The following is a 17,491-nucleotide window of genomic DNA, read 5'->3' as shown; positions in this document are numbered from 1 at the left end:
GCGCTCACCCGCGTCCTGCCGGCGGCTGCCAGAGCGATACGGCGGTGGCGTCGAGCCGGCGCGGGATCAGCCCGGCCTCGTGGAAGGTGTCGGCGATCGCCTGCTGTTCGGAGAGCGCGGCCCGATCGACCGCCTTGACCGCGTAGGAGCGCCGCTCGTTGACGGTGGCGACCACCGCCGGCGGCAGGTCTCCCCAGATCGGCGCCAGCAGCGCAACGGCCGCCGACGGGTTGGCCTTCACCCATTGTCCCGCCTCGACCAGGGCGGAAAAGACCGTGGCGACGACCTCCGGCTGCTCGGCGGCGAAGCGGTCGTTGACCGTGTAGTAGCGGTTATAGCTCGACAGGCCGGTGGCGTCGGCCAGCACCCGCACCGGGCGCTTGGCCTGCACGATGGCCAGGAAGGGATCCCAGATCGACCACGCCTCGATGCCGCCCCGCTCGAATGCGGCGAGCCCGTCCGCCGCCTCCAGATAGGCCGGGCGGATGTCGGCGAACCGCAGGCCCGCCCGCTTCAGTGCGCCCGCGAGGATGAAGTGGCAGCCCGAGCCCTTCGAGACGCCGACCGTGCGGCCTTTCAGATCGGCGACGGTGCGGATCGGCGACTCGTCCGGCACGATGATCGCCTCGGCCCGCGGCGAACCGGCCTCCATGGCGTAGAAGGTCAGCGGGGCTCCGGCCGATTGGGTGAAGATCGGCACCGCGTCGGCCACATCGGCGTGGAGATCGACCGCGCCGGTGTTCATCGGCTCGAGCACCTTGGTGAAGAGGTGCCAGCTCACGCCAAGCCCTTGCGCGCCGAGCCGCTCCTCCAGGGTGCCCCGCGCCTTCAGCACCGTGAGGAGCGTCGAGGAGCGCTGATAACTCAGCTTCACCGTCCGTCCGGCGCGGGCCGGGCCGGAGCGACCGAGGACGAGGCCTGCGGCGAGTGCGGCGCTCGATGAAAGGGCGAAGTGGCGGCGGGTCAGGCTCATCGGGTCTCCGTGTGCGCGGCGGGCCGGGCGGAAGGGCGAGCGGAGGGATTCGGCGGTGCGATGTCGGGGCGCGGATCGGCGGTGAAGCCGTCGCGGTTCGGCATGGCGACCCTGGGCAGGGAGGCCGCATCGAGGCTCGCCTCCTCTGGCAGCAGGCCGTTGAGGTGCAGCACGTAGGCGCTGACCGCGTAGGTCTCGTCCGGGCTGAGCGATTGCGGCGCGTCGAACGGCATCGCCCGGCGCACGTAGTCGAACAGGGTCGTGCCATAGGGCCAGAAGCTGCCGACGGTGCGCAGGGGTTTTGCGCTCGCGAGGCTGCCGCGGCCGCCGGCCAGCGGCTCGGCGGCGGCCCCCTCGCCGCGGGCGCCGTGGCAGCCGGCGCAACGCGCGGCGAACAGGGCCGCGCCGTCGCGCACGCTGCCGTGGCCGGGCGGCAGGCCCTGGCCGTCGGGCCGGACATCGATGTCCCAGGCAGCGATGGTCTCAGGGCTCGCCGGGTGGCCGATGCCGAGGGGGGCCGCCGCGGCCGGGCCGGCGAGGGTGAGGCTCAGGACGAGCGGAAGAAGCGCCTCAGGCCGCATAGGTCACCGCCCCGTTCGCGCCGAGGCTCCAGCCGAACACCGCGTTGTTGTGGTAAAAGGAGCGGGTGCCGCGCACGGCGACCAAGGCCTCGCGGCTTGGCTGCACGTAGCCGGTCTCGTCCCGCGCCCGGCTCAGCAGTTTGGCCGGTCCGCCCTCCCATCGCCACGGCAGGCGGAAGCGGGTGAAGCAGCGCGGCAGCACCGGCCCCTCCAGATGCGCCTCCGTCCAGGAGGCGCCGCCATCGGTCGAGACTTCGACGCCGGCGATGCGCCCGCGCCCGGTCCAGGCGAGGCCCCGGATCTCGTGGAATCCGGGCTCCCGAAGCTGCTGGCCGCCCGACGGCGCGGTGATGACGGACTTGGCCTCCATCACGAAGGTGAATTGCCGCGCCGTGCCGTCCGGCATCAGGTCGGTGTATTTCGAGGTTTCCTCCCGCGTCTGGAACGGCCGGTCGCCGACCTTCAGGCGGCGCAGCCACTTGATGCTGAGGTTGCCCTCCAGCCCCGGCAGGAACAGCCGCAGGGGATAGCCCTGCTCCGGCCGCAGCCGCTCGCCGTTCTGCGCGTAGGCGAGGATCGCCCCGTCGAGCGCGTCGAGGGGGATCGAGCGGGTCATGGCGCAGGCATCCGCCCCCTCCGCCAGGATCCAGGCGGCGTCCGGCTGCACGCCGACCTCGGCGAGCAGGGTCGAGAGCTCGACGCCGGTCCACTCGGCGCAGGAGATCAGGCCGTGGCTGTCCTGCACCGTCCAGTCGGGCTTGGCCCCGAGCCAGGGCGTGTTGCCCGAACATTCGAGGAAATGCAGCCGCGAGACCGCGGGGAAGCGGAGGATGTCGTCCATGGTGAGGATCAGCGGGCGCGCGACGAGGCCGTGCACCACGAGGCGGTGCCGGTCCGGATCGATCGCCGGGATGCCGGCGTGGTGGCGCTCGTAATGCAGGCCATTGGGCGTGAGGATGCCGTGCAGGCCCTGGAGCGGCGTCACCGTGGCCACCGCCCCGGGAAAGGGCGGCGGCAGCCGGGGATAGCGCGCAAGCGTCTCCCGCGGGCCGGGCCGGCCATAGCCCGGAGCGGTGGCGCCCTGCTCGCGGGTCCAGGGCGGCACCTCGAGGGGGCCTGCCTCCGCCAGGGCTCCGGTGGCGGCGCCCGCCCCGGCAAGCGAGCCGGCCAGGCGCAGGAAGGCGCGGCGGTTTTCCATGACCCCGCCCATCCTATCGCGCGCTCGCCTCGGCCTGGGCCGCCTCGAAGAAGCGGGGGTCGAACAATCCCTCCGTCGGCGGTGTCTGCTCGCTGATGCCGAGCTTGGTCTGGAAGGCCAGCATCGCGCCTGTCGCCGCCACGATGGTGCGGGGATCGGCGACATACTGGGTCGCCGGCGAGGCGAGCGCGTTGCGCAGGGTCGCGGCGGTGACGATCCCCTTGCCGAGCGCGGCCTCCACCGCGGGAAGCGCCCGCTCGGGCTCGCGCTTGATCAGATCGACGGCCCGCACGATGGCCGAGACGAGGGTGCGCACGGCCGCCGGATTCTGCTCGAGGAAGGCGCCGCGCACCGCCACAACGGTGCCGGGCTGGCCGGGAAACAGCTCGTTGCCGCCGGCGACGAGGCGGATCTGCGGGTTGCGCTCGCGGATGATGCTGAGGCCCGGCTCGCGCACCGTCGCGGCCTCGACCGCGCCGGCGAGGATCGCCTGCTGCGCCGCGTCGATGCCGAGTGTCAGGATCTGCACGTCGGCCGGATCGACCTTGTGGACCTCGCGCAGCCAGTAGGACAGGTTGGTGTAGGGGATCGAACCGGGCGGCTGCGTGGCGATCTTGGCCGGGCGGCCCGTCTCCTCCCGGAAGCGCCGGAAGGCGGCGGCCGGTGCCGTGCCGTCGGTGAGCGGCCCGGCGAGCTTGGCGCCCGCCACGAGCACGTTCTCGCCGATAGCGGTCGCCGCCACCACCCGCAGATCGACCCCGCGCGTCCGCCCGATCGCCACCGGCGTGATCCCGGCGACGTAGACATCGACCGTGCCGCTCGCCGCTGCCTGCACCGCGTTCGGCCCGGAATCGAACAGCGTTACGGTGGGTTTGAGCCCGCCGGCCCCGAGCCAGCCCTCCCGCTCGGCGACGAAGAGCGGCGCGGCACCGAGCACCGGGATCGCCCCGATCCGCACCGGCAGGCTCTGAACCTGGCCTTGCGCCAAGGCGGAGCCCGAGGCACCGAACAGCGCGAAGAGAAGAATTGCCCACCGGATGAAGTGCGATGACATGATCGTTCTTTTATTTACGGGATCGAGATAAGATCTATTCATATCCTTTTGTATTATGTACAAGTCATGCCAATAGGCAAGACATCTTCGGGCGACAAGGCTAAAGCCCTGAGCAAATCGGTGACGGAGGACGAGGATCTTGGCGATGCAGGACGAGAGCGAGCGTCGGCAGCGGCTGGGCGAGCATGTGGCCCCGGCCGGGCTCTACGCGGCGATCAAGGCGCGCCCCTTCCTCGGCAGCGTCGCCTGCAGCCACGACCGGCTGGTGGCGGGGAGCTGGCACGAGATCGTGCTGACCTACGAGGTCGGCGCCTGCGGCATCGCCGACGGGGCGACCTTCAAGGCGACGTTCAAGTTCTACTCCGACTGGGCGCTGTTCCAGACCGCCGACCCGTCGGCGGCCAACTACGTCAGCGCGGAATACGAGGCCGGCCCGCTGCTGCCGGGGCAGTCGCCCGCGACCGTGCAGTCGCTCAGCGTGCGCTTCGACCAGAAGGGCCACGAGCGCCCGTTCCAGAAGGCCGTGATCGTCGATGTGGTCGACGGCTATCTCAATGCGGGCGACCGTATCGTCATCCGGCTGGGCGACCGGCGGGCCGGGGGGCCGGGCACCCGCGTCCAGACCTTCGTCGAGGACGGCTTCCGCTTCCGCTGCTACGTCGATCCGCTCGGCACCTCGCGCTACGTGGCGGTGCCGGGTGACCCGGTCATCGCGATCGTCGCCGGGCCGCCGGAGCGGATTCAGCTCGGGGCCCCCCGTTTCGTGGCGGAGGGCGTCGCGCCGCCGCTGACCGTGGCCCTGCTCGACCGCTGGGGCAACGTCGCCCGCGACCTCGGCGGCCCGCTCGACATCGCCGCCACCGCGGAGGGGCGTGAGGTCTATCGCCGCCGTCACGCCCTGCCGGAGCAGGGCTGGGCAACGCTTCGGGTCGAGGATCTGCCGCCCGTCTCGGACGAGCTGCGCATCTGTGCCGCGCGTCCGAGCGCCCGGGACGTGGCGGAGGGGGAGGCCTTCGTCACCGGGCTCGCCGACGCACCCGTGCCCCGGGCGCTCTACGGCGATCTCCACGTCCACGCCCACGATACGGTGGGCACCAACAGTCCGGCCTACAACGCGGCCTATGCCCGCGACGTAGCGGGGGTCGATGTCTACGGCTACACCGCCAACGACTTCCAGATCACCGACGAAGGCTGGCGTGAGGGCGTCGCGGTGACGGCCGGCTTCGACGTGCCCGGCCGCTTCGTCGCCTATTCGGTTCAGGAATGGTGCGGCAGCTCGACCGCGGGCGGCGACCATCAGGTGCTGTTCCTCGGCGACGATCCGCCCGGCTTCCCCTTCAACGAGCGGGGCGAGCACAACCGCACCTTCCTGTGGAACGAAAGCATGGGCGGCACCGGCGTCGAGGTCGGGCGCTGGCCGGTCGAGGATCTCTGGGCGGCCTACGCGCACGATCCGGAGAACCACCTCGTCATCCCGCATGTCGGCGGGCGCCGCTACATCCCGGACTGGCACCATCCGGAGCTGGAGCGCCTCGTAGAGATCGCCTCCGCCTGGGGACAGTTCGACTGGCTCTACCGGGACGTGATCGCCCGCGGCTACCGGCTCGGCGTCTGTGCCAACGGCGACGAGCACCGCGGACGGCCGGGCGGCGGCGCGCCGGGCGTGCAGGTGTTCGGCGTGCGCGGCGGGCTCACCGGCATCCTGGCGGACAGCCTCGACCGCCGCGCGGTCGGCCGCGCCTTGCGGGCGCGCCACACCTTCGCGACGACGGGCGAGCGCAGCGCCCTGCTGGTCCGCTGCGGCCCGCACCGCCAGGGCGACGCCTTTACGCACGAGGGCGCTGCGCGGCTCGACTATCATTTCCTCGGCGAGGCCGGCTGGGAGGAACTGACCGCCCACGATCATACCGGCGAGATCTGGCGGCGCGACCTCCACGCCGAATGCGGATTCTCCGAGCGCCTCGTGCGCCTGCGCTTCGGCGGCGCGCGCATCCGCGACCGCTATCGCTGGGCGGCCTGGGAGGGACGCATCCGCATCCTCAATGGCACGATCCGCCGCATCGTCCCCCAGGGCTTCGAGCATGCCGAGGAGACGGCGTGGCGCTCAGGCCCGACCGAGATCGCCTTCCGCTCCGAGACTTACGGCGACAGCGATGCCATCGAGATCGATATCGGTGGTCTCGAGGAATGCCGCATCCTGGTCGAGGGCACGATCGGCGGCTTCGTGAAGGTCGGCGATCCGCGCCGGCCCGCCCCCTTCGTCCATGCTCCGGATTTCCGTTTCGAATGCACCGGCCGCGAATTGATCGCGGCGGGCGCCCTGCAGCGTGACCTCGGCGGGGCCGGGCTGTTCCTGGCGCTGGAGCGTCTGACGGAAGCGCCGCTGCCGCGGGATATCGCCGGGCATATCCATGTGGAGCCGGAGAACGCCCCGTTCGGCTTCCGGCCGGTCTACTTCTCGGGGCGCCAGCGCGACGGCAGCCGCGTCTGGTCCTCGGCACAGTTCATCACCTTCGCGGACGGGGGCGCGGCGAAGCCCATCTCATCCAGTTGATCGTCGGCGTCTGCTCGGCGGCGCGACGGACGCGGCCGTCCGGCGTGCGAACACGACGATGTGCCGCGAAGTGAAGGAAAACGCCCTTCTCGCCGAGAGTGGATATCAAGAATTACCGTCCAGTTGGCATCGGATGCAGAGTTTGTCTTTGCAAAGTCGCTCGTCGCGAAGGAAATCGAACAGATTTCCTTGAGATTGGGGCGGGAATTGCCGATTCCCTGCACGGATTGCCGCCGGGGGCCAGGTCCGCAGACCGGGCCGGCAGCGGCTCGTGAGGGATGACCGGACGATGTCGCAGATCGATGCAGGCTGGGGCGCCGGCCCGAGTGGACGCTACGAGGAACTCGCGGGTCGCTTCAGGCCGGTCTTCGGCGAGATCCGTTCCACCGCCGTCGCGCGGGACGCCGAGCGGCGCTTGCCGCATGCCGAACTCGGTTGGCTGAAGGAAGCGGGCTTCACCACCCTGCGTCTGCCCGCCGGGGCGGGCGGGCACGGTGCGAGCCTGCCCGAACTCTTTAACCTGCTGATCGAGCTGTCGGCGGCCGATTCCAACGTTACCAATGCGCTGCGCGCCCATTTCGGCTTCACCGAGGACGTGCTGACCGCCGCCTCGGCGGAATGGCGTACGCGATGGATCGCCCGGCTCGCCGCGGGCGAGACGGTCGGCAGCGGCGTGTCCGAGACGGGGCCGGCCAAGGTCGGGCAGTTCGACACGGTGGTGCGCCGACGCGGCGACGAGCGGGTGGTGGATGGCCGGAAATTCTACACGACCGGCGCGCTCTTCGCCGACTGGATCCACCTTTCGGCCCAGGACGAAGACGGCGCGCCCGTGGTCGCCGCGGTGCCGACGCGAGCGCGCGGCGTCACGATCGAGGACGACTGGGACGGCTTCGGGCAGGCCCTGACCGCGAGCGGCACCGCCCGCTTCGACGGCGTCGTGCTGGCGCCGGAGCTGATCAAGCCGGAGACGGTGCGCTTTCCCTACGCCATGGCCTTCTTCCAACTCGTGCATCTGGCAACGCTCGCCGGCATCGCTCGGGCGGCGGCCGAGGACGCGGCGCGGCTGGTGGCGGCGCGCACCCGGGTCTACAGCCACGGGAATGCCGACCGCACGGCGGACGATCCGCAAATTCTGGCTGTGGTGGGCCGCGTGCGCGGCAATGCCTATGCAGCCGGTGCCCTCGTGCTGAAGGCGGCCGAGGCGGTGCAACGTGCGGCGGAGGCGGTGCAGTTGGGCGGCCGCGAAGCGGCGGAACCGGTCACGGCCCTCGCCGATGTCGAGGTCAACCAAGCCGTCGCCGTGGTGACCAACCTCGTATTGGAGGCGACCACAGTGCTGTTCGATGCCCTCGGTGCGTCCGCCGTGAAGGCCGAGCACGGCCTTGATCGCTACTGGCGCAACGCACGCACCATCGCCTCACACAACCCGCGGATCTACCGCGAGCGCAGCGTCGGCGCCTTCGCGGTCAACGGCACGCGTCCACCCAGGGAGTACCGCGTCGGTACGGCCTGAGGACCGCGACCTAGAGCCGTATCCGACCTGATTGCATTAGGCCGGCGTCTCTCGGTCATTGTTGTAACGCGCATTCTTTCGACGAACCGGTGACCACTTCGTCGGAATGCGCTCGAGCATGAACGGATCGGCTGCCTCGCGCCGCCTCGGCACAGGCCACGACACCAGCGACCGCAGCCTCAAGACACCAATCTTCTCCCGAATGCGGTTCGGTTCACCCCATTTCTGCTCACGGCTCCGTTCTTTAAAAAGAACAATTCCGTTGACATAAAGAACGTAGGCGGACACCCTGTCGGTATTGGACAAGGGGCTCCGGCCGGCGCGCCAGCCGCAGCCCAAACGACGGGAGTTCCTGAAGGATGGCGTTTCGACCCCTGCACGACCGCGTGCTGCTGCGCCGCATTGAGAGCGACGAGCGGACGAAGGGTGGCATCATCATCCCTGACACCGCGAAGGAGAAGCCGCAGGAGGGCGAGGTCGTGGCCGTCGGTCCCGGTGCCCGCGACGACCAGGGCCGCGTCACCGCGCTGGACGTCAAGACCGGCGACCGCGTGCTGTTCGGCAAGTGGTCCGGCACGGAGATCAAGGTCGACGGCCAGGATCTCCTGATCCTCAAGGAATCCGACATTCTCGGCGTGATCGCCGCCTGAGCAAGCTCTGACGTCATCGACAACAGGAGATCGGAATGGCTGCCAAGGACGTGAAATTCTCGGGTGACGCGCGCGAGCGCCTGTTGCGCGGCGTCGACATTCTGGCGGATGCCGTGAAGGTGACGCTGGGGCCGAAGGGCCGCAACGTCGTGATCGAGAAGAGTTTCGGGGCGCCGCGCATCACCAAGGACGGCGTCACCGTCGCCAAGGAGATCGAGTTGGAGGACCGCTTCGAGAATCTTGGCGCCCAACTCCTGCGCGAAGTCGCCTCGAAGACCAATGATCTGGCCGGCGACGGCACCACGACCGCGACCGTGCTCGCCCAGGCGATCGTCCGCGAGGGCGCCAAGGCGGTGGCGGCGAACTTCAACCCGCTCGACTTGAAGCGCGGCATCGACCTCGCCACCGCCGCCGCCGTGAAGGACATCACCGCCAGCGCCCGCAAGGTGACCGCCTCCGACGCCATCGCTCAGGTCGGCACAATCTCCGCCAACGGCGACGCCGAGATCGGCCGCCTCATCGCCGAGGCTGTCGAGCGGGTCGGCAAGGAAGGCGTCATCACGGTGGAGGAGGCCAAGACCGCCGAGACCGAACTCGATGTCGTAGAGGGCCTGCAATTCGACCGCGGCTATCTCTCGCCGTACTTCGTGACGAATACGGAAAAGCTGATTGCCGAACTCGAGGATCCCTACATCCTGATCCACGAGAAGAAGCTCTCCTCGCTGCAGCCGCTGCTGCCGGTGCTGGAGGCGGTCGTCCAGTCGAGCCGTCCCCTGCTCATCATCGCCGAGGATGTGGAGGGCGAGGCGCTCGCCACCCTCGTCGTGAACAAGCTGCGCGGCGGCCTCAAGATCGCGGCAGTGAAGGCTCCGGGCTTCGGCGACCGTCGCAAGGCGATTCTTGAGGACATCGCGATCCTCACGAACGGCCAGACCATCTCCGAGGATCTCGGGATCAAGCTCGAGAACGTGTCTCTTCCCCTGCTGGGTCAGGCCAAGCGGGTGCGCATCGACAAGGAGAGCACCACGATTGTCGACGGAGCGGGGGACAGGGCGCAGATCGATGCGCGCGTCGCCCAGATCAAGGCGCAGATCGAGGAGACCAGCTCGGACTACGATCGTGAGAAGCTCCAGGAGCGCTTGGCCAAGCTCGTGGGCGGCGTCGCGGTGATCCGCGTCGGCGGCGCGACCGAGGTCGAGGTCAAGGAGAAGAAGGACCGGGTGGACGACGCGCTCAACGCTACCCGCGCCGCGATCGAGGAAGGCATCGTTCCGGGCGGCGGCACCGCGCTCCTACGGGCCAAGGCCGCCGTATCAGCGCTCAAGAGCGAGAATGCCGATGTGAAGGCCGGCATCAACATCGTGCTCAAGGCGCTCGAAGCGCCGATCCGGCAGATCGCGGCCAATGCCGGGGTCGAGGGCTCGATCGTCGTGTCGAAGGTGATCGAGAACGGCTCGGAGACCTTCGGGTTCGACGCCCAGACCGAGACCTACGTCGACCTGATCGAGGCCGGCATCGTCGATCCGGCCAAGGTTGTGCGCACGGCACTGCAGGACGCGGCCTCCGTCGCCGGCCTGCTGGTGACGACGGAGGCGTTGATCGCCGAGCGGCCGAAGGAGAAGGCGCCGCCACTGCCACCCGGCGGGCCGGACTTCTGATCGCCTGAAGGCCCGAGGTCCGGCGGCGCCGGACCTCGGGCACCTGGCTGCCGACAGTATTGATGTCCCCTCCCTCATCCTAAGGTGCCGCGAGGCGATCCCGAAGGATCCCGCGCGGTCCCGAGAGCCGTATCCGACCTGATTGCATTAGGCCGGCGCCTCTAGGTCGTTATTGTGACGCGCATTCTCTCGACGAACCGGTGGCCACTTCGTCGGAATGCGCTCTAGAGCCCCCTTCGAGGCCTGCCTTGTGCCTCGGTACCTCGAGGATGGGGCGAAGGATGGGATCAAGGCGATTCCGGCTGGGTGTCCCCGCCGGCACCTTCCGTCACGGTCCATCCGCCGGATGGGCCCGCTCCGATGAGATCGACCGATGACTGCTTCGCAGGACTTCCGCCGCAGGATCGAGGGCTACAGTCTCACGACGGCCGAGATCCTCTATCACCTGCCCGACTTCCCGCATCTCCTTCAAACCTTCGTCTGGCAGAACCACGACCTGTTCCCGCAATTCCCGGAGCTGAAGCGGTTCCTCGACTTCTGGCAGGAGACGTTGGACGGCCCGCTGCACTCGGTCAGGGTGATGCATGCCCGCCTCATCCGGCCGACCGAACTCAAGGCACTCTCGGCCGAGTTTCATCTGCACTGAAGGGCATGCGGTACGGCGGGAACGATGATGCTCCGATCGATCCGCGAAGAGACCGATGGCCCTCTGTGGCTATACGGAGGAGGACTGCATTCTAAAATGATGATCTCGAGCCGAAATGTGTCGCCTTCGACTTGAGCGTGCGGCTGGATGGAAGGGATGACACTTCGACCACGTTGCGGAGGAGGTAGACGATGCCGAACGGCTTGGCGACACGCATCTGCCCCTCGGCGGCCGAGGCCGGGCCCGCCGCGAATCCGGCCAGCGCAGTACCCGCCCAGAGAGCGGCGGCTTGCCGGCGCGTGAGCAGGCCGCGTCGCTTGCCAGTCATGTCGATCCCTGCTGTGCGAAGATGTGGTCATCTAACGGCGTTGTATCTCAATATATTTCAAGTATTTGCTTCTTCGGCAATGACGTTTCAACGGAAATATATAATTTATTATAGCCAATCAAAAGCATAGTTATGGCGGGTGGCCGCGTTTTAAGGAAAAATTATTGCTCCTAGTCGGAAATCCGTCAATTGCGCCGTGCGCGATACTCCGCGTGGGGAGCGCCGTCCCCGTCAGGCCTCGTCGCGCATTCGGGCGTCCGGGATCCGGCTCGGCCAGCAGACGAGGTGGGGCGCGAGCCATTCGTGGCTCAGCATCGCGCCGGACGCGAGCGGCAGCGGCCCGGCTTCGGCAGGTAGCGCCGCGTTCCGCAGGAGCGTGCCGAGCCAAGTGACGAGCTAAGTGAAAAGCTGTCTCATGCGGCCCGCGCCTCGGCGATGAGCAGGTCGGCATAGTGGGCTGCCGCCACGTCGGGATGCGAGCGCAGTCGACCCTTAAGGTAATTGCGGCCGACCTCGCGGAAGAGCGGGTTTTCGGGGTCGCTCGCCGCGCCCCGTGCCTGCTCCGCCAGCGCGGCGGGCAGAGCGAGCAACGGGACGGTGGCGTCGTGTCGCGCGCCGAGGAAGAAGGCGATGGAGAGCCGGTCCCGGCCTGCATCCGGCGTCACCACCCGGTGAATTGTGGCCCGCAGGTAGCCGTTCGAGGCGAGTTCCAGCAGTTCGCCGACATTGACCACGAAGGCTCCCTCGACCGGTGCGACCGCGATCCAGCGGCCGTCGGCATCCTCGACCTCCAGGCCGCCCACGCCGTCCTGCACCAACAGGGTGAGAAAGCCGCTGTCCTTGTGGGCGCCGACGCCCTGGTTGTCGCCGGTGGCCTCGCGGCCGGGATAGCGGATGATCTTGATGTGCTGGTTGGGCGCGCCTGCGTAGATCGGCGCGAAGGCGTCGGCCTCCTGCCCAAGCGCCAGGGCGAAGGCCTGCAGCAGGCGGGTGCCGATATCTGTGACCGCCTCCTGCCAGGCCAGGAGCCCGACCCGGAGCCCCGGCAGGGCGGCCGGCCACTGGTTCGGCCCCTGGAGGCGGGTCCAGGCCGGGAGGCCGGGTTCGCGCGGCCGCGCCGCCCGCTCGGCGCCGATATCGAACTGCTCGCGCCAATCGGCCAGCCCACGGGTGATCTCCTGGCCGGCCTCGGTGTAGCCTCGGAAATGGGGCGAGTTCACCATCGCGACCGCCCGCTTCTCCTCCGCCGGCAGGGCAAAGAAGTGCCGTGCCAGCGCCTGGACGCCGGCGATCTGCGAGGCCGGAATGCCGTGTCCGACGAGATAAAAGAAGCCGGTCTCGCGGGCGACCGTCCGCAGCTCCGCCAGGAAGGCGTCGCGCTCGCTCCCACCCGCATCGAGGCGGGCGAGATCGAGGATAGGGAGCGTGCGGCTCATCTCAGGCCGCCCGCGCCAGCGTTCCGACGGCGGCCAGCGCCTGATCCAGATCGGCCAGGATGTCGTCGATGTGCTCCAGCCCGACCGAGAGGCGCACGTAGCCGTCGGTGACACCGGTGGCGCGCTGCTCGTCCGGCGTCAGCTGCGAGTGGGTGGTCGAGGCCGGGTGGATCGCAAGGCTGCGCACATCGCCGATATTGGCGACGTGGTAGAACAGCTTGAGCGCGTCAATGAAGCGGCGCCCGGCGGCGCGGCCCGCTGCCAGCTCGAACCCGACGAGGCCGCAATAACCTCCCCTCAGGATGCGGTCGGCCCGCTCCCGCGCGGCGCCGGTTTGAGCGGAGGGATGGATCACGCGGGCGATCTCCGGCCGACGCCCGAGCCACTCGGCGACCGCTTGCGCATTGCGGCTGTGGCGCTCGATCCGCAGGGGAAGCGTCTCGATCCCCTGGAGCGTCAGGAAGGCGTTGAGCGGCGAGACGGCGGGACCGAGATCGCGCAGGAGCCGCACCCGGGCTCGCAAGGCATAGGCCACCGGTCCGATCGGCCGCGCGGCCTCGGTCCAGACCGCGCCATGATAGCTCGGATCCGGCGTGTTCAGGGCGGGCTGGCGATCGGGATAGGCTGCCCAGTCGAAGCGGCCGCCGTCGACGATGGCTCCGCCGATGGCGATGCCGTGGCCGCCGAGATACTTCGTAGTCGAATAGACGACGATCGCCGCGCCATGGTCGAGAGGCCGTGCCAGCAGGGGCGCCGCGGTGTTGTCGACGATGAGCGGGATGCCGAGCGGCCGGCCGATCGCCGCCACCTCGGCGATGGGGAAGACCGTGAGCTTCGGGTTCGGCAGGGTCTCGGCGTAGTAGGCCCGCGTCCGCCCGTCGGTCGCGCGGGAGAAATTGTCCGGGTCGGCGGGATCGACAAAGCGGACCTCGATGCCCTGCTCGGCCAGCGTGTGGGCGAACAGGTTCCATGTGCCGCCGTAGAGGTCGGTGGAGGAGACGATGTTGTCACCTGCCCGCGCGAGGTTCTGGACGCTCAACGCGGAGGCCGCCTGACCGGAGGCGAGAGCAAGTGCGGCCGCGCCGCCCTCCAACGCGGCGAGGCGCTGCTCCAGCACGTCGACGGTTGGATTGGTGACCCGGGTGTAGATGTTGCCGAGTTCCTTGAGCGCGAACAGGCTCTCCGCGTGATCGGTGTCGCGGAACTGGTAGGAGGTGGTCTGGTGGATCGGCACCGCGACCGACCCGGTCTGAGGATCGGCGCGCCAACCGGCATGGAGCGCGAGCGTTTCGGCGTGGACTGAAGCGGGGGTCTGGTCCGACATCGGCGGCTCCCTTGAGTAGATCCCAAGATGATCAGCCGATACATATTGAAGTCAACGGAAGTTGTTTTCTTTGTTTATTGGTTTTGGGTGATTTTCTTCGTCGTTGCGGGCGAATTTTGCTACTTGTCACCTGAGCTGCCACCGCGCCCGAACGGCCGCCTCCGAGCAGGCCCTCGCGCTTGCGGCGCTTGCCGAATTGGGAAGGGGTCAGGCTGTCGGCTGCGGCTCTAGGCATCCGCGGACGTGATGATGGATGCTCATCGCAACGGCCGATGTCGTCTTCGCTCGCATCCGGCGCCTTGGCCGCGGTGAGGGCAGCAGCCAAGACCGTCGGATCGATGTCGGCCTTCAACGACGACCATTCCGGAGAAGGAAGGGCCGACGAGGACGGTCGGCCCTTCCTTCTTGGAAATGCGCGCGGTTCGGCCCCCTGCACGGCGTCGCCGATGGGGCCGCCTCAACCCGCCGTCGATGTGACGGCGCTCGCGATAAAAGCAGCAAAGCCCTGGACGACCTTGTCAGTCCTTGACCGTCGCGGGCGTGGCAACTTGCTGCCGACAAGCTTCCCGCATGCGCACAGTCAGTTCTTCACGATCACCTTCGTGCCGACTTTCACCCGGTCGTAGAGATCGACCACGTCCTTGTTGGTCATGCGGATGCAGCCTGATGACACGGCGGCGCCCATCGTCTCGGGCTCGTTCGAGCCGTGGATGCGGTAGAGCGAGGAGCCGAGATACATCGCCCGGGCGCCGAGCGGGTTGTCCTGGCCGCCGGCCATGTAGCGCGGCAGGTCCGGGCGGCGGGCGAGCATCTGGGCCGGCGGGCGCCAGGCCGGCCATTCCTTCTTGCCCGTGACCGTCTTGGTGCCCGACCACGAGAAGCCCTGGCGCCCGACGCCGACGCCGTAGCGGATCGCCTCGCCGCCGCCGAGCACGTAGTAGAGCCGGCGCTGGCTCGTGGAGATCACGATCGTGCCGGGCTTCTCCTTGCCGGCATAGGCCACCGTGTCACGCGGGATGGCCTGCGTCTTGAACACGTTGATGAAGTCGGCCAGCGGCCCGCTGTCGAGCGGGTTGGCGTGGGCCGGCACGAGGGCGGCCGCCGCAAGAGCACCGCCGAGGGCAAGCGTTGCGGCAAGGCGCGGCAGCGCGGAACGGTTCGGCCAGGATCGGGTCGGCAAGGCGTGTATCCTCCTCGAAGGGACCGCGCCGCGTGGGTGGCGGCAGCAGGCGAGTCGAGCGCTTTAGGGCCGGCCGTCAGGGCAGGAGGAAGGCAAGGGTGTGGGTTCTCGGCAACGCCTGCGCTGAAATGTCGGGCGCGTCCGGAACGCCGTGCGGCCCGGCACATCGGCTTACGGCCGAAGCATGCTCCGCTGGATGAGGAGCCGAGTGACTGTCCTGGAGGACCGGCCAGAATGCCGCACTCGATTGCGCGGGAACGTTTCATCCACCACAATGATGTCATCGTGACCATCATGACTCGCCTTGCATCGACGGGCCGCACCCATGCCGGCCGACCGGCCCGCATCGTCCTGTCCACGCTGGTCGGGCTGCTGAGCCTGCTCGTCGTCATCGGCCTGCCGACCGACGGCTCTGCCCTCGGCGGAATCCCGCAGGCACATGGCGTGGTGACGTTCGAGCAACGCCCCGACACGGACCCGCTCGCCAGCGTGCGGATCGGCCACGCCGTGCTCGATCTCGACGAGGTGGCGAAACTCGGGCGCGTGAGCGCGGTCCTTCCGGGTCTCGACCGCGTGCGGGCGTCGTCCCTTCCCCGTCCCCTCTCGGATCGAAACCCCGCGGCCGCCGAACGCGGTCAGCCCGAGCGTCCGCCCCGGGCCTGACAGGCGCACGGTCGCGGTCGTACGGGCGTTGCGAGGGGTTTGAGCGATGGCATGGCGCCGATGCGCGCCGTCGTCGGATTGCCAAACTTCGCGCCCAGGATGTACCCCGACCCCATTCGGCTGTCCCGCACAGTCGATCCCGATGCCTCTGGCATCTTACGTCCAGGGCCTTCGATCCCCGATCGTCGCAGCGGCCCGGTGATTGCAACGGCGCGCGAGGCCGATCCGGTCTCCCCCGTCATCCGTGACGCGCGGTGACGCTCTCCTTCCCGGGGGACCGCCGGCCGCGTCACGGCATCGGCTCGAAGGCCAGCACCGGCCTTCGGACAGACGTCGATGCGACAACAAATGCCGAGAGCATCGTAGGAGTAACCCCATCGTGACGCCGTCTCCCCAGTCGCCCGGCAGCAATCCCGGCCTTGCCAAGGCCGGAAGCCGCCGCTCCCGCTGGTCCCTGCCGGCCTCTCTTCTCGTCGGTGCCGTCCTCGTCGCCGTCTCGGCCTGCAACGAGCAGAAGGCGGCCGCGCCCGTGCCGCTGCCGCCGCCCGAGGTCAGCGTCGTCAGCGTCCGTCCGCAACCGATCCCCTACGTCCGTGACCTGCCCGGCCGCGTCGCGCCGATGCGCATCGCCGAGGTGCGCTCGCGGGTCTCGGGTCTGGTGATCCGGCGCCTGTTCGAGCAGGGAAGCCACGTCAACGAGGGCGACGTCCTCTACAAGATCGACCCGGCCCCCTATCAGGTGGACCTCGCCAGCGCCGAGGCGACTTTGGCCAACCGCGAGGCTGCCCTGGTTCTGGCCAACCAGCAGGCCGACCGCCTCGAAACGCTGCTCGCCCGCAACACCGCGAGCCAGGCGCAGTACGACACGGCGTTTGCCGCCAAGAAGCAGGCCGAGGCCGAAGTCGCCGGCGCCAAGGCGGCCCGCGATCGGGCGCGGCTCAACCTGTCCTGGACCGATGTACGCGCGCCAATCTCCGGCCGCATCGGCCGGGCGCTGCTCACCGAGGGCACGCTGATCGAGTCCGGCATCACCGGCGTGCTCGCCACGATCCAGCAGCTCGACCCGATCTATGTCGACATCACCCAGTCGGTGGGCGAGCTGAACAAGCTGCGCCGCGACATCGCCTCGGGCGAACTCGCCAAGCTCGCCGCCGACACCGCCAACGTCCACCTCATCATGGATGACGGCACGCTCTACGGCTCGGCCGGGCGCCTGCTGTTCTCCGACGTCACCGCCGACCCGAGCACGGGCCAGGTGACGCTGCGGGTGCAGTTCCCCAACCCGCACAACGAGCTGTTTCCCGGCATGTATGTCCGCGCCCGGATCAAGCAGGGCATCGACTCGGACGCCATCGCCGTGCCGCAGCAGGCGATCCAGCGCACCAGTGACGGCAAGCCCGAGGTCTGGGTGGTCAAGCCCGACGGCAAGGTCATGCTCCAGCCGGTCGAGGTCGGCCCCGTGGTCGGCGGCAACTGGCTGATCCGCGAGGGCCTGGAGGGCGGCGAGAAGGTCGTCGTCGAAGGCTTCCAGAAGATCTCCGCGGGCATCCAGGTGAAGACCGTCCCGTGGAAGACGGAGACCGCTGCCGACGAGGGCAAGCCGATCGACACCGACAGCCACGACACCGACGGCAAGGAGACGAACGAGAAGAGTTCGTCGGCGGCCGAGCCGGCCGCCCAGCCCGTCGCCCAGTTCGCCGACTGATTCTTTCTCAAGCATCGCGCGGCCGGCG

17 protein-coding genes are annotated in these 17,491 nt (G+C 69.0%); 7 read left to right on the top strand and 10 right to left on the bottom strand.

Annotated features, from left to right (window positions below):
- Positions 1-4: 4 nt before the first annotated feature.
- From OVA30_RS12925 to OVA30_RS12910, 4 genes are read right to left on the bottom strand one after another with little or no spacing between them, the layout of a single operon-like run.
- A complete protein-coding gene (locus OVA30_RS12925) occupies positions 5-973 on the bottom strand; it encodes an aliphatic sulfonate ABC transporter substrate-binding protein (RefSeq protein WP_015823520.1) in 969 nt (322 codons plus the stop codon).
- Positions 970-1,554, bottom strand: coding sequence for a c-type cytochrome (locus tag OVA30_RS12920; protein ID WP_268175657.1), 585 nt, complete (start codon positions 1,552-1,554; stop codon positions 970-972). Before OVA30_RS12920 ends, OVA30_RS12925 begins: the two co-directional genes overlap by 4 nt.
- Complete coding sequence (gene soxC, locus OVA30_RS12915; protein ID WP_268175656.1) at positions 1,544-2,752, bottom strand: sulfite dehydrogenase; 1,209 nt, start codon at positions 2,750-2,752, stop codon at positions 1,544-1,546. The genes OVA30_RS12920 and soxC overlap by 11 nt, the downstream gene beginning before the upstream one ends.
- 13 nt (positions 2,753-2,765) lie before the next feature.
- A complete protein-coding gene (locus OVA30_RS12910; protein ID WP_268175655.1) occupies positions 2,766-3,806 on the bottom strand; it encodes an ABC transporter substrate-binding protein in 1,041 nt (346 codons plus the stop codon).
- Positions 3,807-3,951: 145 nt separating this feature from the next.
- On the opposite strand from OVA30_RS12910, the gene OVA30_RS12905 reads away from it, so the two are divergent.
- On the top strand, positions 3,952-6,360 hold the full coding sequence (locus OVA30_RS12905) for a hypothetical protein (protein ID WP_268175654.1): 2,409 nt from the start codon (positions 3,952-3,954) through the stop codon (positions 6,358-6,360).
- Positions 6,361-6,649: 289 nt separating this feature from the next.
- A complete protein-coding gene (locus OVA30_RS12900; protein WP_268175653.1) occupies positions 6,650-7,873 on the top strand; it encodes an acyl-CoA dehydrogenase family protein in 1,224 nt (407 codons plus the stop codon).
- Between the two features lie 36 nt (positions 7,874-7,909).
- Here OVA30_RS12900 and OVA30_RS12895 read toward each other — a convergent pair whose 3' ends face one another.
- Positions 7,910-8,179, bottom strand: a complete 270-nt coding sequence (locus OVA30_RS12895) for a hypothetical protein (RefSeq protein WP_268175652.1) — start codon at positions 8,177-8,179, stop codon at positions 7,910-7,912.
- A 53-nt stretch (positions 8,180-8,232) separates the two neighbouring features.
- Between OVA30_RS12895 and groES the strand changes: the two genes are divergently transcribed.
- The 3 genes from groES to OVA30_RS12880 all read left to right on the top strand — a co-directional run bounded on the left by groES (position 8,233) and on the right by OVA30_RS12880 (position 10,827).
- Entirely contained in the window at positions 8,233-8,523 is a 291-nt protein-coding gene (gene groES, locus OVA30_RS12890) for a co-chaperone GroES (RefSeq protein WP_003599372.1), read from the top strand.
- Between the two features lie 35 nt (positions 8,524-8,558).
- Positions 8,559-10,181 (top strand): chaperonin GroEL, encoded by a 1,623-nt coding sequence (gene groL / locus OVA30_RS12885; protein ID WP_268175651.1) that lies wholly within the window; start codon positions 8,559-8,561, stop codon positions 10,179-10,181.
- 373 nt (positions 10,182-10,554) lie between these two features.
- Positions 10,555-10,827, top strand: coding sequence for an usg protein (locus tag OVA30_RS12880; protein ID WP_003599370.1), 273 nt, complete (start codon positions 10,555-10,557; stop codon positions 10,825-10,827).
- A gap of 91 nt (positions 10,828-10,918) precedes the next feature.
- Here the strand turns inward: OVA30_RS12880 and OVA30_RS12875 are convergent, their stop codons facing one another.
- The 5 genes from OVA30_RS12875 to OVA30_RS12855 form a co-directional block, all read right to left on the bottom strand.
- A complete protein-coding gene (locus OVA30_RS12875; RefSeq protein ID WP_268175650.1) occupies positions 10,919-11,155 on the bottom strand; it encodes a hypothetical protein in 237 nt (78 codons plus the stop codon).
- Between the two features lie 413 nt (positions 11,156-11,568).
- Positions 11,569-12,591 carry an isopenicillin N synthase family dioxygenase gene (locus OVA30_RS12870; RefSeq protein ID WP_268175649.1) on the bottom strand — a complete coding sequence of 341 codons (1,023 nt, stop codon included), beginning with the start codon at positions 12,589-12,591 and terminating at the stop codon, positions 11,569-11,571.
- A gap of 1 nt (position 12,592) precedes the next feature.
- A complete protein-coding gene (locus tag OVA30_RS12865; protein WP_268175648.1) occupies positions 12,593-13,915 on the bottom strand; it encodes an O-acetylhomoserine aminocarboxypropyltransferase/cysteine synthase family protein in 1,323 nt (440 codons plus the stop codon).
- A gap of 31 nt (positions 13,916-13,946) precedes the next feature.
- Complete coding sequence (locus tag OVA30_RS12860; protein ID WP_268175647.1) at positions 13,947-14,267, bottom strand: hypothetical protein; 321 nt, start codon at positions 14,265-14,267, stop codon at positions 13,947-13,949.
- A gap of 228 nt (positions 14,268-14,495) precedes the next feature.
- Complete coding sequence (locus OVA30_RS12855) at positions 14,496-15,095, bottom strand: L,D-transpeptidase (protein ID WP_056455804.1); 600 nt, start codon at positions 15,093-15,095, stop codon at positions 14,496-14,498.
- Between the two features lie 294 nt (positions 15,096-15,389).
- On the opposite strand from OVA30_RS12855, the gene OVA30_RS12850 reads away from it, so the two are divergent.
- Complete coding sequence (locus OVA30_RS12850) at positions 15,390-15,758, top strand: hypothetical protein (RefSeq protein ID WP_268177490.1); 369 nt, start codon at positions 15,390-15,392, stop codon at positions 15,756-15,758.
- 379 nt (positions 15,759-16,137) lie between these two features.
- Positions 16,138-17,463: an efflux RND transporter periplasmic adaptor subunit gene (locus tag OVA30_RS12845; RefSeq protein ID WP_015951709.1), complete on the top strand. Its 1,326-nt coding sequence runs from the start codon at positions 16,138-16,140 to the stop codon at positions 17,461-17,463.
- Positions 17,464-17,491: the final 28 nt, after the last annotated feature.

It is taken from the genome of Methylorubrum sp. SL192 (assembly GCF_026672325.1).
In the GTDB taxonomy this organism is placed as follows: Bacteria; Pseudomonadota; Alphaproteobacteria; order Rhizobiales; family Beijerinckiaceae; genus Methylobacterium; species Methylobacterium extorquens.
Note: the sequence above shows the minus strand (reverse complement) of the source record. Positions and strands in the feature narration are given on the sequence as shown.